Source organism: Egibacteraceae bacterium, assembly GCA_040905805.1.
Lineage (GTDB): Bacteria > Actinomycetota > Nitriliruptoria > Euzebyales > Egibacteraceae > DATLGH01.
In genome coordinates this window covers 44126-67737 of record JBBDQS010000107.1, presented here as the reverse complement: position 1 = coordinate 67737, position 23612 = coordinate 44126, and the positions used below count along the sequence as shown (strand labels likewise).

Sequence of the window (23612 nt, the reverse complement as noted above, 5' to 3'; positions counted from 1 at the left end):
GTGGACGACCCGATCGTGGTGGAGATCACCGACCCCCGCGTGACACGGGACGGGGTGGCGCTGCTCACCACCCTGGAGGGCGGCAACCCGTCCCGCTCGATCAAGGATCGCATGGTGCGCGGCGAGCTCGGCGAGCTTGTCGCCGCGGGCGCGTTGCGGCCGGGGGACAGCGTCTCGGAGGTCAGCGCGGGCAGCACGGCACGATCGCTCGCCCTGTACTGCCGGGAGCGCGGTCTGGCCTGTGAGCTGTTCGTCCCCGACACGCTGCCCGACGACCAGGTCGCCGAGCTCGGGCAGCTCGGGGCGCGGGTGCACCGCGGGTCGCGCGAGACCGGCTACGCGCTCTACGAGGAGTTCTGCGCCCGTGAGCAGCCGTACCGCTTCGAGCAGCTCACCGACCCCACGAAGAGTCGGCACTACCGTATCCTCGGGGCGGCAGCCCAGGCGTTCGCGGGAACCGTCGACGCCGTGCTCGGCGCGGTGGGGACCGGCCACTCCCTGCTCGGCACCGCCGAGGGCATCCAGCCGCGGCCGCTGGTCGTGTCTGCCGAACCCGCTGACCCCGGCGCCATCGCCGGGGTGCGCAACGTCGAGCTCGAGCGCTTCGGACCCCAGGACGGGTGCACCCCAGACCTGTTCGACCTGCGGTTGGTGCTGTCGGCCGACCAACGCCGGGACTACGCCAGCGTGCGCACCGACCGGGGTGCGATGTCCGTCGGCGAGTCGTTCGCGCTCGTGCTGTCCGCCGTACCGTCGCTGCTCGAGGCGCGACCCGTGAGCCGGGTCTTCCTCGTCGGGGCGGCCAACCGCTTGGAGGCGCAGCAGACCGCGGCGGTCCCCGGATGAGCGGCACGGTCGACCAGCACGAGCCCGGTGACGAAGGCCCTGGTGCCCGCCCGACCGCCGAGCCGGACGCCTGGGTGGCCGAGCACCTCGACGACGCCGAGGTCGCCGCGCTGCTCGCTGCCCATGGCGATCCGGAAGTCGACGCCGGACCGGACGAAGCGCCGCGTGCGCGACTGCGACGCGTGCTCGCGCAGCGGCGCGCGCGGGGCGAGCCCGCGCTCTATCCGCTGTCGTGGAACCAGACGTCGCTGTGGTACCTGCACGAGCTCGACCCCACGGCGCCGACCTATCACGTGGGTGGGGCGATGCGCCTGCGCGGACCGCTCGACGTCGCGGCGTTCGGCCGGGCGGTGCAGGCGGTCAGCGACCGCCACGAGGCCCTGCGCACGACCTTCACGACCGTCGGCGGGCGACCGTTCCAGCTCGTGCACCCGCGGCTGGAGACGCCGGTCGAACAGGTCGACGTCGCTGGCCTCGACGACGGCGCTCTCGTCGCGCGCGTGCAGCACGACTACGCGCGGCCCATGGACCTGCGTTCGGCGCCCGGCCTGCAGACGACGCTGTACCTGGGCGGCGAGACGCCGGTGTTCCTGGTGCGCATCCACCACGCGCTGATGGACCTCTGGTCGCTGGCGATCGTCTTCCACGAGCTCGACGAGCTCTACGCCGCCGAGTGCGCTGGTCGTCCCCCGGAGCTGTCCCCGCCGCCGGAGCAGTATCCCAGCTTCGTGCGCTGGCAGCGCGAGGTCCTCGCGGGCGAAGAGGGGGAACGCCAGGGTCGGTTCTGGGAGGAGGCGCTCCGCGACCTGCCGCCCGTCCTCGAGCTGCCGCTCGACCGGCCCCGGCCCCCCCTGCAGTCCCAGCGCGGCCGCGCCGTGTTCTTCTCCCTCGACCAGGACGTCACCAAGGCGCTGCGACGGCTCGGCCGGCAGGAGCACGTGACGTCGTTCGTGTTGTTGCTCGCTGCCTACCAGGCGCTGCTGTTTCGCTACACCGGCCAGGAGGGTCTCGGTGTCGGCGCGCCGGCAGCAGGTCGCGGTGAGGCCGGCTTCCGCAACATGATCGGCCACTGCGTCAACATGATGGTGCTTGGCGCCCGCTTCGACGACGACCCGTCGTTCCGCGAGCTGCTCGCCCGGTCCCGCCGGACGGTCCAGGACGCGATGAAGCACGAGGACTACCCCTTCTCCCACCTCGTCGCCCGTCTCGGCGTGCAGCCCGACCACAGCCGGACACCGCTGTTCCAGGCGTCCATGGTCCTCCAGCAGAGCCCGCTGGTCGACATGAGCTACCTCGCCCTGAACGTCGCCACCGACCGGCCGGCGACCATCGGCGAGCTCGTGCTGGAGCCCTTCCCCATCCTCACGCAGCAGGGCCAGTTCGACCTGTCGTTGTGGTGGGCCCGCGTGGGCGGGGCGTTCCACGGCGAGCTCAAGTACGACGATGCGCTCTTCGAGCGGGACACGATCGTCCGCCTCGCCGGCCATCTCGAGATGCTCGTGCGCGGTGTCCTGGAGGACCCCGACATGCCACTCTCGCGGGTGCCGTTGCTGAGCGAGGACGACCGCTCGCAGGTCCTCGAGGAGTGGAACGACACGACCCGGCCCTACCGGCGCGACGCCTGCCTGCACGTGCTGTTCGAGGAGCAGGCCGCCCGCACGCCCGACGCCGTGGCCGTGGCGGGCGCGGACCGCTGCCTGACCTACGGCGAGCTGGAGCAGCGGTCCAACCAGCTCGCCCAGCACCTGCGCTCGCTGGGCGTGGCGACCGGTTCGCTGGTGGCCGTCCTCGTCGACCGCTCGCCGGAGGCGGTCGTCGCGCTCCTCGGCATCCTCAAGGCGGGTGCCGGCTACGTGCCGCTCGAGCGGCACTACCCGGCGGCGCGCATCCGGTTCATCCTGACCTCGCTGGGGATCGGGGTGGCGGTGACCGGATCCGCCCACCTCACCCACCTCGACTCGTTGGGGGCCGACCTCCGCCACCTCGTGTGCGTCGACGCCGCCACCGATCCGCTCGGGGAGGAGGCCGGGGGGGTGCGCGTCTGGGGCTGGGACGTCGTCGCGCGTCAGCCGGCGACACGACCCGACGGCCGCGCCACCGCCGAGGACACGGCCTACATCATCTTCACGTCGGGTTCCACGGGCACGCCCAAGGGCGTCACCGTGCGCCACCGTCCTGTCATCAACCTCATCGAGTGGGTGAACCGCCGGTACGGCGTCGGCCCGCACGATCGGCTGCTCTTCATCACCTCGCTGAGCTTCGACCTGTCGGTCTACGACGTCTTCGGTGCGCTCGCCGCTGGGGCGACGATCCGCATCGCCACGCGCGACGAGATCCAGGATCCCCACAGCCTGTCGAGGATCCTGTGCGAGGACGGCATCACCATCTGGGACTCGGCGCCCCCGGCCCTGAACCAGCTGGTGCCCTTCCTGCCGGTCGCGGCGTCGGCCAGCCCGCTGCGGTTGGTGCTGCTGAGCGGCGACTGGATCCCGGTGAAGCTTCCCGACCAGATCCGATCGGTGTTCGCCGACGCCCACGTCGTGAGCCTCGGCGGCGCCACCGAAGCCACCATCTGGTCGAACTGGTACGACATCGGCGACGTCGACCCGTCGTGGCCGAGCATCCCCTACGGTCGGCCGATCCAGAACGCCCGGTACTACATCCTCGACCGCGTCGGCAACCCCTGTCCCGTCGGCGTCCCCGGCGACCTGTACATCGGTGGCGAGTGCCTGGCCGACGGCTACGTCAACGACTCCGAGCTCACGGCGGCGAAGTTCGTCCCTGATCCCTTCGTCGACGGGCCGGGCGCGCGTATGTACGACACCGGCGACCGGGCCCGGTTCTTCCCCGACGGCACCATCGAGTTCCTCGGCCGGCGGGACTTCCAGGTGAAGATCCGCGGATATCGGATCGAGCTCGGAGAGATCGAGTCGGTCCTCGTCGAGCATGCCCGGGTGGGCGAGTGCGCGGTGCTCGCCCGCGACGAGGACGGGGGCGAGCGGTACCTCGTCGCCTACGTCACCGTGCACGACGGCGATGCGCCTGCCCCATCCGAGCTGCGCGCCTACCTGCGGGAGCGGCTACCGGAGTTCATGGTGCCCCAGCACTTCGTGGTGCTCGATCAGCTCCCCCTGACCCCCAACGGCAAGCTCGACCGCAAGGCGCTGCCCGCGCCCGAACGTCGCCGCGAGGATCTCGGCACGGCGTACGTGGCCCCCGCGACCGAGCGCGAGCGCAGGCTCGCCGAGATCTGGCAGCAGGTCCTCGGCGTCGACCGGGTCGGCGCCACCGACAACTTCTTCGATCTCGGCGGCGAGTCGCTGCGGGCCGTGCAGATCGTCTACGAGATCGAGGCGCGCCTGGGTGCCGTGACGCCCGTGAGCGTGCTGCTGCGCGCCCCGACGGTCCGCGAGCTCGCGGACCGACTGGACGGTGACGGCGATGCGGGCGACCCGGCAGCGCTGCTCGTGCCGTTGCGGACCGGCACCCGCGGCCGGACGCTGTTCCTGCTGCACCCGTCCGGTGGGGAGGTGGTCGCCTACCGGGCCCTCCTCGACGAGCTCGACGTCGCCCGTCCGCTCGTGGGCGTCCAGTCGCTCAGCAGGGTGGGGCGGCCGGAGCCCTCCAGCGTGGACGAGATGGCCGACGTGTACCTGCACGCCATCGTGGCCGCCCAGCCCGACGGCCCCTACCTCCTGGCGGGCTGGTCCCTCGGCGGTGTGCTCGCGCACGCGGTCACCACACGGCTCGAGCAGGCCGGCGCCGAGGTGGCGTTCTGCGCCCTCGTCGATTCGCAGCTGCCCGGGGAGCGCGCGGAGCTGCGCGACCGCCTCCTCTACCGCCTCGGCGCGACGCTCGGCCCCCTCGCGGGGTCGCTGGCCGACGAACCGGAGGACGCCACGGCGGCGCTGCTGGCCCGCCCGGACGAGGAGCGGGTGCGCCAGGCGCTGGACCTGGCCCGCCGGCGTGGGGCCGCCGTCGCCGACCTCCCGCCGGAGGTCCTCGAGCGCGAGATCGCCATCGCCCGGCAGCACTCGACGGCGCTCGAGGCGCACCGGCCCGGCGTCGCCGCAGTGGGTCTGCATCTCGTGTGGGCCGAGCAGAGCCTCCACGACGGTCAGCCGATGACCGAGTGGGCGGCGTACACGAGCGGTGGCGTCGAGCAGACCATCCTGCCCGGCGCCAACCACTTCACCCTCTGGCAGTCACCGCATCGCGGCGCGCTCTGCGCGCAGCTGACGGCGGCGCTCCAAACCCTGCCGGTGTAGTGGGCCCGGACCCGCGCGGGGTGGTGGTCTGGCCGGGCCACACGCCCGGGGACGTCGCCGGGCCACCCGACCACCGTGGGGCGGGTCGTGTGGCCGGGCCACTCGCCCGGGGACGTCGCCGGGCCACCCGACCACCGTGGGACGGGGACGATCGATGCCAGCACGGGGATTCACCTGCCGGCGGCACGCGCGAGGGCGCCCCAGGCCTGCCACGGAAGGCCGCTGTCCTCGTACGGAGCGCCGACGGCGACACCGCCCGCCCCGGGCATGTCGGTGGTCTGGCCGCTGGGCTCGACCCGCTCGCGCAGGACCGCGACGCAGTCGTGTGCGTTGGGCACCGCGTTGGCCAGGACCGAGGGCAGGACCACCATGAGGTTGCGGTCAGCATCGACGAGCTCGCACGCTCGTCCCAGCTGCTCGCCGTCGAGGTCCTGCTTGTACCCGGCGAAGACCGTCGCCTGCACGCGCTCGTCGTCGTGGCGCAAGACAGGGAACAGACGCCGCAGCCCCTGCACGGCGAGCGCCACGACCCGCGGTTCGACGTCCGCCACGGCGTCGTCGGGCGCCCTAGGGTGCGGGGTCGCCATGGGGTCCACCGGCGTGACGTACCAGGTGCTGGCGGCCGCTGCGCCGCGGCCGTCGTCCTGCCGGTGGCCGATCACGAGCAGATCGGGCGAGACGACCGCACCGAACGCGGGCAAGACGCCCGCCGGCGCCCTGAGGCACAGTATGTGCAGCTTGGAATAGGTGATCCGCGCGGCAAGCCGCCCCTCGACGTCAAACGTCCGGTCCAGCAGTTCCTTGGTCCCGCAGCCGGCGGCGAGCACCACGGCGCGGGCACGCAGGCGCAGGGTCTGCCCGCCGGCCGTGCGGACGTGCAGCTCGCCCTCGGTGTGGACGACCTCCCCCTGGACGACGCGGGCCTCGAGCCCGCGCGCCAGCCCCTCGACGAGCCGGCGCTTGTCGATGTTCGCGGTCGGCACGCGGTACGGCGACGCGCCAGGCTCGAACCCCGGCAGGCTCCCCGGGTCGGTGCGCTCCGGTCGGTAGCCGTATGACTGCCATGCCGGCGCCAGATCAGCGGCCATGCCGTCGGGGATCACCAGGAACCCGGGCAGCTGGGTCTCCACCGACACGCCCCAACGCCGCAGGTAGGGCGCCGTGTGGCGGTCGACGGTCTCCGCCAGCGCGCCGGTGACCAGGCCCATGCCGCTGATCAGGGCGCCGTGGGAATGGAGGGTCTGCGCGCCACCGAGCGGTCCCCGGGTGACCAGGACGCAGGCATATCCCTGCGCGGACAACTCGCGCACGAGCACAAGCCCCTGGATCCCGCCACCCACCACGACGACGTCCACGGCAACCGAGCTCATCGGCCCCGGTGCTCCGTCATAGCCTCCCCCTCGCGCACGCCCGCCCATTCGCTGCGACCGGTTCGACTCAGCCGAGCGCCGGTCAGCCCAACGCAGCCCGGGAAGCTCCCCGGCGGGGTGCGCGAGGGGGGATTCGAACCCCCACCCCCGAAGGGACCAGCACCTAAAGCTGGCGTGTCTGCCGTTCCACCACTCGCGCGGGCACCCACCAGCATAGTCAACGGGCGGCGCGTCACCCCTGGCCGGGACGCCCCGTGTCCGCGCGCCAGACCAGCACACGGACGTCGACCCACGGCGACCTCGCCGGGCGTGGAGTCCTCGTCCCGCAGCACGACCGCGATGTCGCGGGTCCAAGGGTCCCCGCCGCTGCCGACGGTGGCCACCACGGCATCCGGCGGCAGCGGCAGGTCCTCGATTCGGTGCGGGCAGCTCGAACGGCCGGTCACGCGCCAGCTGGTCCAGCCAGGAGCGGTGCGCCTCGGGCCCAGGGGCTCGGCGCCGCCGCAGCCAGCCAGCGCCAAGAGGACGAGCGCCGACCACACGCTGCACCCCCCGGGTCGGCCGTGCTCTCCACCGTGATGAACAGGACATAGTGGCCGGATCCTATAGGAGCCGGGGCTGCTCCGGAACGGGGTCGAGCAGCCCCGGGTGGTCGTTGCGCGGGCTGTTGGCCTCCTGGCTGACGGCGTGGAACGTGAGCGCGTCGTCGGGCGCGGGGACGAGCAGACGGCGCAGCGCCCGGGGGTCGGGATGGTCGGGGTCGAGCCACTCGTCCCAGACGTCTGACGGCAGCACGACCGGCATCCGGTCGTGCAACGGGGTCAGGGTCTGGTTCGCGGCGGTGGTGAGGATCGCGCAGGTGCGCAGCGGCTCGTCGCGGTCGGGCCCGCCCCACGCCGACCACAGCCCGGCGAAGGCGAGCAGTCCGCCGTCGGCAGCGGTGACGTAGTGGGGCACCTTCGCGCCGTCGGGGCCGGTCCGCCACTCGTAGAAGCCGTCGGCGGGGATCAGGCAGCGGTGGCGCGCGAACGCGTCCCGGAAGGCCGGCTTGTCCGCGGCGCTCTCGGCGCGGGCGTTGATGTGGCGGCTGCCGACGGCCGGGTCGTCGGCCCAGTGCGGCACCAGTCCCCACCGCAGCGTGACGAGCGTCCGCCGGCCCCGGCGCACCCTGGCGGCGTACACCTCCTGGGTCGGGGCGACGTTGTAGGACGGGGCCAGCGCGCCGGCGTCGCGGTCGTCCACGACCAGGAACCGGGCGAGGCCGTCGGGATCGGTGATGGCGACGAAGCGTCCGCACATGGGCCTACCTCCGGGTCTGCTGGACGGCCCACACCAGCGCGCCGACCGCGAGGACGCCCACGCCGACGACCACGGACTCGACCGGCAGGCTGAACGCGAGCACGGCACAGCCGGCGACACCCGCGGCGGCCACCGGCCGCGGCCACCGGCGTTGCGCCCGGGTCAGCGTCCATGCCGCGGCGTTGGTGACGGCGTAGTAGGTGAGCACCGCGAACGCGCTGAAGCCGATCGCCTGGCGCAGATCGACGAGGGCGGCGGTCACCGCAACGAGCACGGCCACCGCCACCTCGGCGCGGTGGGGGACCGCGTAGCGCGGGTGCACGGCCGCGAACCACCGGGGCAGGTCGCCGTTGCCGGCCATGGCGAAGGCCGTGCGGCTGATGCCGACGATGAGGCTCAGCAGGACACCCAGGGCCGCCACGGTCGCGCCGACGCGGACCACGGGGGCGAGCTGGCCGAGTGTGCCGGCGGTGACCGCCGCAGCGAGGGGGGCGTCGGCGGCGGCGAGCGCTTCCGGACCGGCGGCCATCAGCGCCGAGGCGGCCACGACGGCATGCACGGCGAGGGTGATGCCGAGGGCCAGCGGGATGGCCCGGGGGATGGTGCGGGCGGGGTCGACGACCTCCTCGCCGAGGGTGGCGATGCGGGCGTAGCCCGCGAAGGCGAAGAACAGCAGACCAGCGGCCTGCAGGATGCCGCGGACCCCGCCGGCGGTCAGGCCCTCGGTGAGCCGTGACGGCTCCGCGGCGCCGCCGGCCAGGGCGGCCACAACCACGGTGGCCAGGCTGGCCAGGACCAGCGCGACGATCACCTTGGTCAGCGTCGCGGTCTTGCGCACCCCCCGGTAGTTCACCGCCGTCAGGGCGACCACCGCCCCGACCGCCAGGGGGCGGGCCAGCTCGGGGGGCGGCGAACACGCCGAACGTGAGCGCCATCGCCGCGCAGCTCGCCAGCTTGCCGACCACGAACGCCCACCCGGCCAGGTAGCCCCAGAACGCGCCGAGCTGCTCACGCCCGCAGACGTCGGTGCCGCCCGACTGCGGGTGGACCGCGGCGAGCTGCGCCGACGACGTCGCGTTGCAGTACGCCACGGCGGCCAACCCGACCAGCAGGCCCGCGCCGGCGGCCGCGGCGGCGGGTCCCACGGCGGCGAACACGCCCGCACCGATCATGGCCCCGAGACCGATGACCACCGCGTCGGTGGTGTCGAGCCGGCGCGCCAGCCGGCTGGGCTCGGGATCCTCTCGTGGCGTCACGATCGGCCAGGCTACCGGGGGGGGCGACGCCGGGACTGTCACACCCACGTGTGAGGATGCCACCATGGATCACGAGACCAGATGGGGCGATGTCGAGATCGCAGGTTCGGCAGGTTCGCGATGAGCTCGTCACCGCCTGCCGCGCTCAAGACCTGCTCGCGCTGCGGGCTCGTGAAGCTGCTCACGGAGTTCCCCCTGAAGAACCGGCGTTCGACGCTGCTCCAGTCGCACTGTCGCAGCTGCAAGGCGCGGTACCAGCGGGAGTGGTACCAGCGCAACCGAGCGCGGCACATCCGCAACGTGGCGGCGCGCAACCGACGCCACAGAGCGCGCAACCGGGCGATCGTCGAGGAGGCGAAGAACCTGCCCTGTGCGGATTGTGGCCGACGCTTCCCCCCGTTCGTCATGGACTTCGACCACGTCAGGGGGGAGAAGCTGTGGAACATCGCGGAGATGTGGGGACGTGCCACCGAGCCGGTCCTGCGTGCCGAGATCGCCAAGTGCGAGGTGGTGTGCGCCAACTGCCACCGCCTGCGCACCTACGGGCCCGGCGTCGTGGACGGCGAGGCGGGTGCCGAGGGCCGCGACTCCGGGATCGAAGCATCTGAGGGCCGTGCGTCCTACGTCATCGGCATGACCCGACAGGTGTCGTGCCCCGGGTAGGAGTCGAACCTACGCGCTTTCGGTTAAGAGCCGACTGCTCTGCCAGACTGAGCTACCGGGGCGTGCTGCGGATTGTACTGCCCGCCCATACGGCCAGCCGCATGCATACCGGGTCGCGGGGGCTGGTTGAGGGGGTCTGAGCTGGGGGTGACCGACGGGGATCGAACCCGCGACCTCCGCGACCACAACGCGGCGCTCTAACCAACTGAGCTACGGCCACCATGACCGCCGCAAGGCGGCGGCGACACATGAGTATACCGTGCGCCCGGGAGGGGTCGAACCTCCGACCTTCGGATTAGAAGTCCGCTGCTCTATCCACTGAGCTACGGGCGCCTGCGACACTGCAACAGGCTACCCACGCGGCCTGCTGCCGGCGAGGGACGATCAGGGGCGGCGGCGCCGGTCGGGCAGGTACTGCTCGTCGTCCGCAGCCGGAAGGGCCGCCCACATGTCCGCGGCGTGCCGACGGGCGTCGTCGGCCACCGGCTCGGGTGTGGACGGCAGCTCGCCCAGGAGATCGAGCAGCCCGGCGATGGCGGTGGCCGCCACGACCTCGATCTCCGGGGACTCCGCGGTCCGGCCCCGATGGGGGACGGGCAGGCACTCCTCGAGGTCGGCGGCGCGTCTGCGGGCCTCCTCGGCGACGGGTTCCGGCGTGGATGGCAGGTCGGCGAACATGGCCAAGAGGTTGGCGATCTCGCGTGCCGAGCCCGGGCTGAGCGCGATCGTGGTGTCCACTCCCCGGCCGATGCCATCGTCGGCGTGCATCGCTGCGCCTCGGTCGTCCATCGTGTGCCAGGTCTGCCCGATCACACGCCACTACACACGTGGGGCGGCCCACCCCACGTGCTCACGACGTGTCCATCACCATGGCTTGGTTGATGAACAGCAGGGCCTCTTCCTTCTTCGCGGGCACGCCCCTCACCTCGACCATCGAGCCGTCGGGCTCCGCCTCGACGACATCGCGGAGCTCCAGCAGCTCCTGCTCGCCGAGTGCGTCGAGAATGCCACGTAGCTTGTCGCGATCCACGGTTCGTCCCTTGAGCGGTCTGCAGGCTCCAGCGGCCCCGTCGGGTCGTATCCTACCTACGGATACGCCGGGGCTTCAGGTGACGCTCCGAAACCCTGCAAGCGTGCGGGCTGCTGCGGCCGCCGGGGCCAGCAGGGTCCGCAGGCGAGGCCCGTAGGCTGCGGCCCGCTCCCGGTGGCCTGCGGGGTCGTCGGCCACCGCCTGCAAGCGCGCCGCCATGGCGGCCACGTCGCCGACCGCCACGAGGTCGGCGGCATCCAGGACGTCGCGTGCGCCTCCCGAGTCGGTCGCCACGACCGGGACACCGCACGCCAGCGCCTCTGCGGCCACCAGGCCGAACCCCTCGCGGTGGGACGGTTGGGCGACCACGTCGGCGGCGGCGTAGGCCGCCCGCAGCGCCGCGGGAGCAAGGCGGCCCGGCAGTGCCACGTCCAGGCCGAGGGCGGCGGCCTGTGCGGCCAGGCGCTCGCGCTCGGGCCCGTCGCCCACCAGCGTCACCCGCATGGGGCCGCCCGCCGCGTCCACGGCCGCCAGCAGGTCGGCGAAGCCCTTCTCGGGGACCATGCGGCCCACGGCGAGGATCTCCAGCCGGCCGCCGCCCGAGCCGGTGGCCGCCCGCGGTCCCATCGTGTCGCCCGTCGCGGACTCCTCCAGCCACCCGGGTGCCAGCGGCATGGGGTTGACGGCAGCAGCAGTGCGCCCGGTCACGCGCTCCAGGCGCTCGGCCAGGTCGGTGGAGACCGCCTCGATGCGCGCGCATCCGTCCATCGCCCAGCGGGCGAGCGGAACCAGGCGCGGGTGCGCCTCGAGCAGCGCGATGTCGGTGCCGTGCAAGGTGAGCACGACGGGCACCTCGACGCGGGCCAGCCGGGCGGCGATCGCCCCCGGCAGCCACCAGTGCACGGCGACGACATCCGGTCGTCCCAGGCGGGCCTGGGCCCGCAGACGCGCGGCCAGGGAGGCGACCAGGGCGGTGACCAGGGGCGGGCCGAGGGGGGTGCGGGCGATCTGGTGCATCTCGCCGCGGTACGCCAGGCGCTCGTAGCGGTCGGGGGCGTAGCGCGCGCGCCGCACCGGCACACCGGCCACGTCGTGGCGGGGCGGCAGCCCGGCGTCGTGCGGCGCGACCACGCCGATGTCGGCCTCCGCCTGGCGCAGGGCCGTGGCCCAGGTCAGCAGGAACGGCGCGCTGGGGTCATCGGCCGTCCGGGGGAAGACATGCGTCAGGGCGAGGACGCGCACCGAGGGGGTCAGTCCTCCAGGATCTGGCGGATCTTGTACGGCCGGCGCTCGCGGGCGCCGGCGTGGCGCAGCACGTCGCCGATGAACCCCGTCCCGATGAGCTGGACGCCGACCAGCAGGGTCAGCACCCCGAACAGCAGCAGCGGGCGCTGGCCGATCCCCCGGTCGGTGAACGCCCAGACGCCCGACAGGTAGGTCAGCACGGCGATGCCGAACAGGGACAGTCCCGCTCCCACGCCGCCGAACAGGTAGAGGGGGCGGTCGGCGAAGCGTGTGAGGAACAGCACCGTCATGAGGTCGAGCAGCGTCTTCGGGAAGCGCAGCACGGACAGGTACTTGCTCTTGCCCAGGGTGCGCGCCCGGTGGCGCACCGGCACCTCCGCAACCCGGAACCCCAGGTCGTGTGCGAGCACCGGCACGAAGCGGTGGAACTCCCCGTACAGCGGCAGCTCGTCGGCGACCTCGGCGCGCAGCACCTTGAAGCCGGTGTTGAAGTCGTGCAGGTCAAGCCCCGTCAGCGCCCGGGTGGTGGCGTTGTACCAGACCGAGGTGACGCGCTTGACCCGGCGGTCGTCCCGGTCGCGGCGCCAGCCACCGACCAGGTCGTAGCCGTCGGTCTCGATGCGCGCCAGCAAGGCCGGCAGCTCACCGGGCACGTCCTGGCCGTCGGCGTCGAGCGTGGCGTAGAGCTCGCCGCGCGCGGTGTCGAACCCGGCGGCCAGCGCCCCCGACTTCCCGAAGTTGCGCCGCAGGATGACGACCCGCACGAGCTCGGGACGTTCCAGGTGCAGCTTGTGCAGCAGCTCGGTGGACCCGTCGGTGGAGCCGTCGTCGACGTAGATGATCTCGCACGGGCGCGCCAGGGAGTCCACGGCGGCGAGCAGCTCCGCGTGAAAACCCGGCAGCGCCTCGACCTCGTCGTAGACCGGCACCACGGCGGACACGTACGGCTGCATCCCCTCAGGCTAACTGACCGCCACGGCCCGCCCCGTGCAGCACCGCCCCTACACTGACCCGGTGAGCGCACGGGTCCCCTTCCTGCGGCGGCTGTTGCCCGCCCCGTTGCGCGACGCACGGCTGCGCCGGCCCCTGCTCGGATGGCTGGGTGCCGGGCTGGCGGTGCGCTTCGCGATCATGCCCCTGGCGTTCCACAGCGACCTGCTGGCCGTGTACTGGCGTGCCCACCTCATCGCCTTCGAGGGCGAGCTGTTCGCCTCGTACCTGGTCAACATGGGCGCCCACTACGTCCATGCGGTGAGCCTGCGCCTGCTCGCCCCGGCTCTGCCGTCGCCCGGCGCGGTGTGGACCGACCCGTGGTGGTGGGGGGACTCGCTCGGGCTGCAGCCACAGATCACCCGGGAGTTCGCGTCCTCGCCGGACGTGTTCTCCACGCTGTTCGCCCTGAAGACGCCCTACCTCGCGTTCGACATCGCCGCGGGCCTGGTGCTGCTCGCGCTCGCCGGCACCGCCCGCCCGGAGGCGATCCGCCGGGCGTGGGTGTTCTGGATGCTGTCGCCGATCGGGTTGTACGCGACCTACCTCTTCAGCCGCTACGAGGCCTTCCCCGTGGCACTGGTCCTCGGGGCGCTCCTCGCCAGCGAGCGCAAGCGCCCGTGGACGGCGGCGCTGCTGCTCGGTCTGGCCGTCACGATGCGCACCTACCCGCTCCTGCTGATCCCGGTGTTCGCCCTGGTCGCCGTCCGCGGGCTCGGGCGCCAGGGCGCCTTTACGGGCCTGGCGCTCGTCCCGTTCGCGGCGACGATGGTGGTCAACCAGGTCCTCGGGGGCGCCGCCGGCGAGCTGGCCCGGCTGCGCGAGGTCGCTCCCGGCGACGCGTTCCTCGCGATCTCCGTGCCCATCCAGGGCGCCGGGGACATCTACCTGCTGCTGCTCGCCGCGATGGCGGTGTACGGCTACCTCCTCGGCCGCTCCCAGCGGTGGTGGGGGAGCGGGCCCGTGCCGATCGGCGAGCTCTGGGTGTGGCTGCTCGTGCTGCATGCCGCGCTGTTCGCGTTCTCGACGGTCTCCGCTCACTACCTCATGTGGTTCACGCCGTTCGTGGCGCTCGCGCTGCTGCGCCGTCCACAGTGGCGCGGGGTCCTGGCGCTGCACCTGCTGCAGGTCGTGGCGATCCTGGCGATCAGCGACCTGGTGAACGGTCCCCGCACGTTGCTCGGGCTCTTCGAGCCGCTCGCCCCGTCGGCCGCCGCCGACCTCCCGAGCCTTCGCGAGCTGCTCCTCAACGCCCGCGCGCTCACCGAGCAGCTCATCGGTGTCCTACGCACCGGGTTCCTGGTGGTCACGGCGTTGCTGGTCGCGCCCGCCCTCGCCGAGCTCGCCGGCCGGACGGCGCAGGCCGTAGACGCCGAGGCCCAGCGCGCCGGCGAGGACAGCCAGCCAGAACCCGAGGAAGAGCGGGTCGTCCGCTAGCCGGCCGGCGCCCGCCCGCACGAGCCCGGCCAGGTTGCGCCCGGCAACGCCCGGACGATCCGCGCCCACCACCCGGAAGGCCAGATCGCCGACCGCCGGCTGCCCGCCGCGCAGCAGCTGCCCGCCGAGGTAGGGGTCGTTTCGCAGGTCGACCTGCTCGGGCGCCGCCAAGGGCGCGTTGGCCCAGACGGCCAGGGGGGTCTCCCCGTCCCATGTGAGGGCGACGGCAGCGACCTCGGGGGCCGGGACGGCGGGCTCGAAGCGCACCGGCGCCCATTCGTCGTTGCCCAGGTCGGCGGGTTCGACGGTGGCGCGCGCCAGCACCCGTCCGTCGTCGGCGTCGCGCAGGACCGCCGCCAGCTCGCCAGCCGGGTCCACGGGCTCGTCGAAGGTGGCCAGGAGCACGTCCAGGCCCGCGACCACGTCGGTCACCGGGCGAAAAGTCTGGCCGACGGGCTCGTCACCGAGCATCAGCGGCTGGTTGAACGAGTGCTGGAAGGCCTCGCCGCCTGCCGCCTGGCAGCCGGCCACGACGACCACGCCGACGACGAGCAGCGCCGCCACACCGATCCGCATACGTGCACGGTAGCGCAGCGTCCCGTGCCGCCCGGCGCCCGCAGTGTGGTACACCACACCGGCCCACCCTCGCGTCGTCGCAGGAGCGTATGCCCATGCCCGTGGACCCGACCGCGTCGCCGCCCGCCCGGTGGCCAGAACGGCGCTGGCCGACGGTGTCGGTGGTCGTCATCAACTACAACGGCCGCGACTACCTGGAGCGCTGCCTCGGCTCGCTGCGTGCGCTGGAGTACCCGGCCGAGCAGCTCGAGCTGATCTTCATCGACAACAACTCCAAGGACGGCTCGGTCGAGTACGTGCGCGAGGCGTTCCCCGAGTGCCGCGTCGTGGTGAACGACACCAACACCGGCTTCTCCCCGGCGGTCAACCAAGGCGCCCGGCTGGCGTCGGGCACGTACCTGGCCCTGCTGAACAACGACGCCGAGGCCGACCCGCGCTGGATCCTGGAGGCGGTCCAGGTGGCGGAGATCGACGAGCGCGTCGCCTGTGTGGCCAGCAAGATCCTGCGGGAGGACCGCACGACCATCGACTACGCCGGCGGGCAGATGGCCTTCTACGGTCACGGCTTCGCCAAGGGCAACCGGGAGACCGACACCGGCGAGGACACCACAAACCGCCCGACCCTGTTCGCGTCGGGCGGCGCGATGGTCGTGAACCTCGCGACCTTCGTCGACGTCGGCGGCTTCGACGACTCCTACTTCGCGTTCTTCGAGGACGTCGACTTCGGGTGGCGCCTCTGGGTGCTCGGCCACGAGGTGCTCTACGTGCCGGCCTCCAAGGTCTACCACCGCCACCACGGCACCATCGAGCGGTTCGGCTACGCGCGCGAGCGCTACCTGCTGGAGCGCAACGCGCTGGCGACGGTCTTCAAGAACTACGGCGACGACCAGCTGGCCCGCGCCCTGCCCGGCACGCTGGTCCTGGCCCTGCTGCGGGGGCTGGCCGACGAGGGCACCGACCTGCCCGACTACCGCATCGCCGAGAACGTCACCCCGATCGCCGGCGCCCAGGTCTCCGCCCTGACCGGGGCCCACCTGGCCGCCATCCGCGACTGGGGGCTCGCCCTCGACGAGCTCGGCGCCAAGCGCTACTTCGTGCAGTCGCGACGCAAGACCGACGACCGGCGCATCCTGCGGCTGTTCGAGGAGGGCCTGCTCCCGAACGTCCCCGACCCCGACTTCATGCGGGTGTTCGAGTTCGTCCTGAACGCCTGGAACCTGCGCGAGCACATGAAGCCCCATGGCCGCGTGCTGATCCTGACCGCCGACCGGCTCGGTACCCGGATGGCGGGCCCGGCGATCCGCTGCTGGGAGATGGCCAAGGTGCTGTCCCGCGACCACGCGGTCACGCTCGGCACGACGACCAAGCCGGAGCTCGACCACCCCGACTTCGAGGTCGTGCAGGTCAACAGCGAGCGCATCGACGCGCTGCTGCCCGACACCGACGTGGTGATCTTCCAGGGCTTCATCCAGTTCTTCTACCCCCAGATCGCGGCGTCGGACGTGCCGGTGCTCGTCGACATCTACGACCCCTTCCACCTGGAGGGCCTGGAGCTGCGGCGCGAGGAGGCGCCCGTCGAGCGCTTCGCCACGGCGCGCAGCGACACGCGGGTGCTGAACGAGCAGCTGGAGCGCGGCGACTTCTTCGTCTGCGCCTCCGAGAAGCAGCGCGACTTCTGGCTCGGGCAGCTCACCGGCGTCAACCGCGTCAACCCCGCCACCTACGACGCGGACCCGTCGATGCGCGTGCTGCTCGACGTGGCCCCCTTCGGCTTGCCGAGCGAACCCCCGAAGAAGGTCGACAACGTGGTCAAGGGCGTGATCGACGGGATCGAGAAGGACGACTTCCTGCTCCTGTGGGGCGGCGGGATCTACAACTGGTTCGACCCGCTGACGCTGATCCGGGCCCTCGGCCAGGTGGTGGGCGACCTGCCCGACATGAAGCTGTTCTTCCTCGGGTCGGCCCACCCGAACCCCGACGTGCCGAAGATGCGCATGGCGGCGGCCGCCTACCGTGTGGCCGAGGAGCTCGGCCTGCTCGACACGCACGTCTTCTTCAACCCCGGGTGGGTGGAGTACGAGCGGCGCGCCGACTACCTGCTGGAGGCCGACCTCGGCGTGTCGACGCACTTCGACCACATCGAGACCGCGTTCAGCTACCGCACCCGCATCCTCGACTACCTGTGGGCCAGCCTGCCGATCGTCGCGACCCAGGGCGACTCCCTGTCGCGCCTGGTGACCACCCACGGCCTCGGGCTGACGGTGCCGAGCGAGGACGTGGAGGCGCTGGCCAGCGCCCTGCGCCGGATGCGCAACGACCAGGACCTGTACGCCACCTGCAAGCAGGCCGTGACCGAGCTCGCGCCCGACATGACGTGGGACAAGGCGCTCGCCCCGATCGTGGAGTTCTGCCGGCTGCCGCGGACCTCGGCGGACCGGGTGGGGCGCTCCCGGGAGTACATCACCGGCACCGCCCCGGTGATCACCCGGTCCTACGGCTACTACGCCCGGCGGTTCGTCGACTACTACCGTGCGGCCGGGCCGCGCACGGCCGCGACCCACGTCCGCAACTTCGTGCGGCAACGGCTGGGCAGCTAGCCGCACCGTGGCGGGGACCGCACGGCGGGCGCAGCGTCCCGGCACCGGTGGCGGCGGTGACCAGCGGCTTCGGGCGACGCCGGCGCTCGTGTGGGCGCTGGTGGGGGTGCACGGGCTGGCGATGGTCCTGGCGAGCGTGCTCTACCCCACCTACCGCGCCCCCGACGAGGGCGCCCACGTGGACATGGTGCTCCTGCTGGCCGGCGGCGCCGGCTACCCCGACGTCGGCGAGCGACAGCTCTCCCGGCGAATGCTCGACTCGCAGCTCCTGGTCGGCCACGACCGCACCGGCGAGCGGACCCCCCTCGAGGCCGGCGACGCCCCACCGCGCGACGACCGCCCGCGGTTCGCCGACCTCGGGCCCGATGTGCCGAGCGACGTGCCCCAGCAGATGGCCGCGCACCCGCCCCTGTACTACGTCGCCGCGGCGACGACGCTGTCGGCGGTCATGGCGCTCCTGCCCGAGGGGACCGGGTTGTCCTTCGACCAGGTCGTGGGCTTCCTGCGGCTGTTCGGCGCGCTGCTGTTCCTGCCGCTGCCGCTGCTGGCCTACCGGGCGGCGCAGCGACTCGCCGCCCCGGCTTCCGTCGCGGTCACCGCAGCCGTGCTCCCGCTCGGCATCCCCCAGCTCACCCACATCGGCGCGTCGGTCAACAACGACACGCTGCTCGTGGCGCTCCTGGCCGTCCTGACCCTGCCGACGCTGGCGGCCGCGCGCGGCGACACGGGCGGGCGCACCGCGCTCGTCGCGGGCCTGGTCGGTGGCCTGGCCCTGCTGACCAAGGGGTTCGCCCTCGTCGTCCCGGTGTGGCTCGCGGGGGTCTACCTCCTCGGCGCCGCACGTGGCGGGGGCGCTCGGGCGGTGGGTGCGGGCGCCATCGCCCTGCTGACCGCGACCGGGGTGGGGGGGTGGTGGTGGATCCGCAACCTCTCCACGTTCGGCACGGTGCAGCCATCCGGGCTGCCGAGCCCGCCGTCGCCCGCGGGGTTCGTCCCCGACGTCGGCGCGTGGCTGGTCTTCTTCGTCCGGCGCATGAGCGTGCGCTTCTGGATCGAACCGGACGTCCTGCCCGAGGGCGCGCCGCCCCTGGACCTGGTGGCCACGTTCGTCGTGGTGGCGTGCGGTGTGGCGGCTTTCGTGGGGTACCGCCACATCCGGCAGCAGCCCGCAGACCTCGCGGTGCTCCTCGCCCCCCTGGCGGGGCTGGCCGCCATCGTGGTGTTCGGGGCGTGGCGGGTGTACGCGCGCACCGGCACACCCTTCGCGGTCCACGGCCGGTACCTGTACGGAGGGGTCGTCGGTCTGGGCGTGGTGGCCGCCTTCGGGGCGTGGGCGCTCCTGCGGCAGCGCGGGCCCTGGCTCCCGCTGGTCGCCTTCGTGGTGGCCGCCGCCGTCCAGGTGACGGCGATGGCGCTGGCCCTCACCGAGTACTGGGCCCCGCCCGGGCTGGGGGGGCGCACGGCAGCGGTGCTGGCCTGGGCCCCCTGGCCCGTCCCCGTGGTCGTGGGCGCGGCGCTGGGCGCGGTCGCGCTCGCGATCTGGACGGTCGCCGCACTCGTGCGGGAAAGCCGCGCTTAAGGAAACCCCCGACCCGGTCGAGTGACTCTAAGTAATCAATAACTTACTCAGAGTGATTCGAACGGAGCCCCGCATGGACCGCATCCACCCGGCACGTGCTGCCGGCGTCCTCTTCCTCCTCGGCGGATTCTGCGCCGCCTTGATCATCGGGTTCGCCGGCAGCGCGTCAGCGTCGCAGTGGGCGGATCAGGAGCAGCGCCTCGTGGACCGCATCAACGCCGAGCGCCGCGCGGTCGGGCTGGGTGCCCTGCGCGTGGACGCGGAGCTGCAGCGGGTGGCCCGGGACTGGACGGGCGTGATGCTCGCCGAGCACCGCCTGTACCACAACCTGAACCTCGGTCCCCAGGTCGACCGGGACTGGCAGCGCCTCGGGGAGAACGTCGGGTGGACGGAGCGGGGCAACACCGCGCTGGAGCTGGTGGATGCGGTGCACGTGGCGTTCATGCAATCCCCGGCCCACCGCGACAACGTGCTGCGCGCCGAGTTCGGGTGGGTCGGCGTCGGGGTGCAGGTGACATCGGCCGGGCGCCTGTGGGCGACCGTGAACTTCATGCAGGGGGCCGGCGTGCCACCGCCGCCGCTGCTGGAGCCGGGGACGTTCCGCGACGTCAACGGTGGGACCCACGCCGGCGCGATCCGGGCCATCGCCCTGGCGGGGGTCACCCAGGGCTGCGCGCCGGAGCTGTTCTGCCCGGAGCGCCAGGTCACCCGCGGCCAGATGGCCTCCTTCCTGACCCGCGCGCTGGACCTGCCACCCGCCTCCGGGGGCCGCTTCGCCGACACCGCCGGCTCACCCCACCGGGCCGCCATCGACTCCCTGGCGGCGGCGGGCATCACCGGCGGCTGCGCCACCGGGAGCTTCTGCCCGAACCAGCCGGTCAGCCGCGGTCAGATGGCGTCCTTCCTCCAGCGTGCCTGGGACCTGCCCGACAGCAGCGTCCTGCGGTTCGTCGACATCACCCTCTCCTCGGTCCATCGGACGGCCATCGAGGCCATCGCCGACGCGGGCATCACCCTCGGGTGCGCCGACCAGCGCTACTGCCCCAACCAGCCCGTCAAGCGCAGCGAGATGGCCTCGTTCCTGGGCCGGGCGCTGAACCTGGTGTGACCCGCGGCCTGCCCCCCTGCGCGACCCGCGTCGGGGGGGAGATGGGCACAGCAGATAGACTCGCCGGACCATGGCCGCCCCCACCGCGAAGCTCGGCGAGCTGTGGACCTCTCGCCAGCTCCTGGACAACCTCGTCCGCAAAGAGCTGAAGGTCCGCTACAAGCACTCGGCCCTCGGGTTCGCGTGGTCGCTGCTGACCCCGATCATGATGACGGCGATCTTCACCGTCATCTTCGCGCAGGTGCTGCGCATCCCCGTCGAGGACTTCGCGAGCTTCTTCCTGGCGGGCTACCTCGTCTGGACCTTCTTCGCCAACAGCGTCAACGCCTCGGTCGGGGCGATCGTGGGCAACGGCCCGCTCATCAAGAAGGTGTACTTCCCCCGCGAGGTCATCCCCCTGTCGATCGTGCTGAGCCAGGCCGTGCACTTCCTGCTGGCCCTGCTCGCCACCGCGCCGCTGTTCTTCTTCCAACGGGGCAACGTCGCGCCGTACCTGCCCGCGGTGCTGCTGGGCCTCGTGCTGCTCGTGCTGTTCGCCGCGGGCGTCTCGATGATCTTCGCCGCAGCCAACGTGGGGTTCCGCGACCTGCAGGAGCTCACCCAGGTGATCTTCCTCGCCTGGTTCTACTCCACGCCGATCATCTACCCGCTGTTCTTCGTCGCGGACAACGCGCCGGCGTTCCTGGCCGTCGTCCGCCTGAACCCGGTCACGTGGTTCGTGGAGTTCTTCCAGACGCCGCTGTACGGGGTCGCGCTCACCGCCGCGGTGCCCGGCGCCGAGGGTCCCGCGTCGCTGCCGCCAGGCTGGCCCTCGCCGATGACGGTGCTCGGCTGTGCGGTCATCGCCGTGGTGACCTTCTCCGTCGGCTACTGGTTGTTCAACCGCCTGGCCGTGACCTTCGCCAAGGAGGTCTAGCGGTGGTCGAGGTGGGCGCGCACGCCGACGACCGGCTGGCGATCGTGGTCGAGGACCTCCACGAGGTCTTCCGCATCTACACGGAGCGGCCGCCGGGCATCAAGGAGCGGCTCTACCGGTTCCGCCGGTCCAACTACCACGACTTCCACGCCCTGAAGAGCGTGTCGCTGCAGATCCGCCATGGCGAGAGCGTCGGCCTGATCGGACACAACGGGTCAGGCAAGTCCACCTTGCTGAAGTGCCTGGCGAAGATCCTGCCCGCCGACTCCGGACGCGTGGAGACCAGCGGACGGCTGTCCACCCTGCTCGAGCTCGGCGCGGGGTTCCACCAGGAGCTGTCGGGCCGGGAGAACGTCTACATGAACGGGGCGATCCTCGGCCTCAGCCGCAAGGAGATCGAGGCGGCCTTCGACTCGATCGTGGACTTCGCGGGCGTGCGTGACTTCATCGACCAGCCGGTGCGCAACTACTCCTCGGGCATGTACGTGCGGCTCGGCTTCGCGGTGGCCGTGCACGTGGACCCCGACATCCTGCTGGTCGACGAGGTCCTGTCCGTCGGCGACGCCGCCTTCCAGGAGAAGTCGTTGGCGCGCATGCGGGCGTTCAACCAGCAGGGCAAGACGGTGGTCATGGTCAGCCACGACCTGTCGGCCATCGAGGCCCTGTGCGAGCGCACCGTGGTCCTCGACCACGGCCGGATGGTCTTCGACGGCCCGACCGACGAGGCGATCGAGCACTACGAGGAGATCGTCTCCAGCGGCAAGCCCGCGCCGGAGCCCGAGCCCGAGCCGCAGGAGGAGGGACGCACCGGTGACCAGCGCCTGCGCGTCAGCGAGGTGCGGCTGTCCGCCGGCGGCGACGTCGTGGGTGCGGCGGACCCCCTGCCGTCCCGGGCCAAGGCCGCGGTGGAGCTGGAGATCACGGCTCCCGAGGACGTCACGGCCGAGGGCAGCATCTCCGTCGGGCTGAACGTGCGCCGGCCCGACATGGCGCTGTACGTCTACGAGACCCGCACGTCGTGGCGGGGCACCTACGTGGCCCCGCCGAAGCCCGGCTGCTCGATGCGGATCACCTTCGACCTGGAGCTGCACCTGCTCACCGGCGAGTACCTGGTGGACGTGCTGGTCGCCAACGCCACCTCCAACGTCATCCACGATCGCTGGCCCGCCGCCCTGGCCTTCCACGTGGACAGCCCCGAGTACGAGTTCGGCGTGGCGCAGCTCGGTGCGGACATCGCGATCTGGAACCCCGACGGCTACTGGCCCCGGAACCTGCATGCCCCCCCGCTGGAGCGGGGCGGGCCCCGTGAGCACCCGCTGCGTGAGGGCGACCCACCCGTCGACGACGCCGGCAACTGACGGTGCGGGTCCTCGCCTGTGTCGTGAGCTGGAACAGCGCCGAGCAGCTCGCCGGGGCGCTGGAGAGCCTGCTCGCCCAGACCGATGTCGACCTCCAGATCGTGGTGGTCGACAACGCCAGCGCCGATGCGAGCCGTGAGGTCGCCGCCGGCTACCCGGGGGTGGCGGTGGTGGCGAACACGCAGAACCGCGGCTTCGCCGGCGGCGCCAACCAGGGGGTGGCGCTGGCCCGCGAGGCCGGGGCCGGCGCGTTCCTGGTCTGCAACCCCGATGTGTCCCTGGAGCCCGACTACCTCGCTAGGGCGCTGGCCGCCCTGGAGGCCGATCCTGCGCGGGCGGGCGTGCAGGGCAAGCTGCTGCGGACCGGGGCGGCGGCGGGGACCGTGGACACGACCGGCCACCTGGCGTTTCGCACGCGGCTGTTCCGCAACCGCGGGGAGGGCGAGGCCGACGCCGGCCAGCACGAGCAGGCCGGCGAGGTCTTCGGGGTCTCGGGCGCCGTCGCCCTGTACCGGGTGGCGGCCCTCGACGACGTGGCCGTGGACGGCGAGGTCTTCGACGAGGACCTGTTCGCCTACTGGGAGGACGTCGACCTCGACTGGCGCCTGCAGCTGCGCGGCTGGCAGGCCTGGTACGAGCCGACCGCCTGCGGGTGGCACGAACGCGGGGGCGCGGGACCCCGGCGGTCGGCGTTCGTCGAGGAGCTGAACTTCGCCAACCGCTTCCTGGTCGTGGCCAAGAACGACCACCTGCCGTCCCTCGTCCGGGCGCTGCCGGGCTTCGTGCTCACCAGCGTGCTGAAGGCCGGCGAGCTCGCCGTGACGGTGCCGCGCGCCTTCGTCCGGGCCGTCCCCCGCCTGCGGCTGCTGCGCCGCATGCTCGCCAAGCGTCGCCTGGTGCGGTCGCGCGCCACGGTCGCCCCCGCCGTGGTCGTGGCGCGCTGGTTCGAGCCGTTCGACTACCTGGCCTGGGTCCGCACGTGGTGGGGGCGCGTCCGCGGCGCCCGGTAGCCGGACTAGTGCGTTCGGGCCCGCCGAGATCCCCCAACCGGGGGGTGTGCGGCTCCCCCGAACG

Annotated in this window: 17 protein-coding genes and 4 tRNA genes; 10 read left to right on the top strand and 11 right to left on the bottom strand. The window is 72.7% G+C overall.

Going from position 1 to position 23612, the window contains the following annotated elements:
• Complete coding sequence (locus WD250_12185; protein ID MEX2620962.1) at nucleotides 1–846, top strand: pyridoxal-phosphate dependent enzyme; 846 nt, start codon at nucleotides 1–3, stop codon at nucleotides 844–846.
• Entirely contained in the window at nucleotides 843–5114 is a 4272-nt protein-coding gene (locus WD250_12180; protein ID MEX2620961.1) for an amino acid adenylation domain-containing protein, read from the top strand. Before WD250_12185 ends, WD250_12180 begins: the two co-directional genes overlap by 4 nt.
• Before the next feature lie 170 nt (nucleotides 5115–5284).
• On the opposite strand, the gene WD250_12175 is transcribed toward WD250_12180, so the two are convergent.
• The 4 genes from WD250_12175 to WD250_12160 form a co-directional block, all read right to left on the bottom strand.
• The gene (locus WD250_12175; protein ID MEX2620960.1) at nucleotides 5285–6484 is read right to left on the bottom strand and encodes an FAD-dependent oxidoreductase; all 1200 of its coding nucleotides are present in this window, start codon (nucleotides 6482–6484) and stop codon (nucleotides 5285–5287) included.
• A 118-nt stretch (nucleotides 6485–6602) separates the two neighbouring features.
• Nucleotides 6603–6683: transfer RNA gene (locus WD250_12170), tRNA-Leu, on the bottom strand.
• Nucleotides 6684–7087: 404 nt separating this feature from the next.
• Complete coding sequence (locus WD250_12165) at nucleotides 7088–7783, bottom strand: SOS response-associated peptidase (protein MEX2620959.1); 696 nt, start codon at nucleotides 7781–7783, stop codon at nucleotides 7088–7090.
• A gap of 4 nt (nucleotides 7784–7787) precedes the next feature.
• Nucleotides 7788–8795 carry an APC family permease gene (locus WD250_12160; GenBank protein ID MEX2620958.1) on the bottom strand — a complete coding sequence of 336 codons (1008 nt, stop codon included), beginning with the start codon at nucleotides 8793–8795 and terminating at the stop codon, nucleotides 7788–7790.
• Between the two features lie 364 nt (nucleotides 8796–9159).
• On the opposite strand from WD250_12160, the gene WD250_12155 reads away from it, so the two are divergent.
• Nucleotides 9160–9702, top strand: coding sequence for a hypothetical protein (locus tag WD250_12155; GenBank protein ID MEX2620957.1), 543 nt, complete (start codon nucleotides 9160–9162; stop codon nucleotides 9700–9702).
• Here WD250_12155 and WD250_12150 read toward each other — a convergent pair.
• The 7 genes from WD250_12150 to WD250_12120 all read right to left on the bottom strand — a co-directional run bounded on the left by WD250_12150 (nucleotide 9691) and on the right by WD250_12120 (nucleotide 12930).
• Nucleotides 9691–9764: transfer RNA gene (locus WD250_12150), tRNA-Lys, on the bottom strand. The genes WD250_12155 and WD250_12150 overlap by 12 nt on opposite strands.
• A gap of 80 nt (nucleotides 9765–9844) precedes the next feature.
• Nucleotides 9845–9923 (bottom strand) — tRNA-His (locus WD250_12145).
• 39 nt (nucleotides 9924–9962) lie between these two features.
• Nucleotides 9963–10035 (bottom strand) — tRNA-Arg (locus tag WD250_12140).
• 51 nt (nucleotides 10036–10086) lie between these two features.
• Nucleotides 10087–10470, bottom strand: coding sequence for a hypothetical protein (locus tag WD250_12135; GenBank protein ID MEX2620956.1), 384 nt, complete (start codon nucleotides 10468–10470; stop codon nucleotides 10087–10089).
• A gap of 82 nt (nucleotides 10471–10552) precedes the next feature.
• Entirely contained in the window at nucleotides 10553–10732 is a 180-nt protein-coding gene (locus tag WD250_12130; protein MEX2620955.1) for a hypothetical protein, read from the bottom strand.
• Between the two features lie 75 nt (nucleotides 10733–10807).
• A complete protein-coding gene (locus WD250_12125) occupies nucleotides 10808–11974 on the bottom strand; it encodes a glycosyltransferase (GenBank protein ID MEX2620954.1) in 1167 nt (388 codons plus the stop codon).
• An 8-nt stretch (nucleotides 11975–11982) separates the two neighbouring features.
• The gene (locus WD250_12120; GenBank protein MEX2620953.1) at nucleotides 11983–12930 is read right to left on the bottom strand and encodes a glycosyltransferase family 2 protein; all 948 of its coding nucleotides are present in this window, start codon (nucleotides 12928–12930) and stop codon (nucleotides 11983–11985) included.
• Between the two features lie 61 nt (nucleotides 12931–12991).
• Between WD250_12120 and WD250_12115 the strand changes: the two genes are divergently transcribed.
• From WD250_12115 to WD250_12085, 7 genes are all read left to right on the top strand, one after another.
• Nucleotides 12992–14404: a glycosyltransferase 87 family protein gene (locus WD250_12115; GenBank protein ID MEX2620952.1), complete on the top strand. Its 1413-nt coding sequence runs from the start codon at nucleotides 12992–12994 to the stop codon at nucleotides 14402–14404.
• A 671-nt stretch (nucleotides 14405–15075) separates the two neighbouring features.
• Nucleotides 15076–17577, top strand: coding sequence for a glycosyltransferase (locus WD250_12110; protein ID MEX2620951.1), 2502 nt, complete (start codon nucleotides 15076–15078; stop codon nucleotides 17575–17577).
• A gap of 7 nt (nucleotides 17578–17584) precedes the next feature.
• A complete protein-coding gene (locus tag WD250_12105; protein ID MEX2620950.1) occupies nucleotides 17585–19156 on the top strand; it encodes a hypothetical protein in 1572 nt (523 codons plus the stop codon).
• 73 nt (nucleotides 19157–19229) lie between these two features.
• The gene (locus tag WD250_12100) at nucleotides 19230–20264 is read left to right on the top strand and encodes an S-layer homology domain-containing protein (protein ID MEX2620949.1); all 1035 of its coding nucleotides are present in this window, start codon (nucleotides 19230–19232) and stop codon (nucleotides 20262–20264) included.
• Nucleotides 20265–20334: 70 nt separating this feature from the next.
• A complete protein-coding gene (locus WD250_12095; protein ID MEX2620948.1) occupies nucleotides 20335–21180 on the top strand; it encodes an ABC transporter permease in 846 nt (281 codons plus the stop codon).
• A 2-nt stretch (nucleotides 21181–21182) separates the two neighbouring features.
• The gene (locus WD250_12090; GenBank protein MEX2620947.1) at nucleotides 21183–22538 is read left to right on the top strand and encodes an ABC transporter ATP-binding protein; all 1356 of its coding nucleotides are present in this window, start codon (nucleotides 21183–21185) and stop codon (nucleotides 22536–22538) included.
• A gap of 2 nt (nucleotides 22539–22540) precedes the next feature.
• Nucleotides 22541–23548: a glycosyltransferase family 2 protein gene (locus WD250_12085; protein MEX2620946.1), complete on the top strand. Its 1008-nt coding sequence runs from the start codon at nucleotides 22541–22543 to the stop codon at nucleotides 23546–23548.
• Nucleotides 23549–23612: the final 64 nt, after the last annotated feature.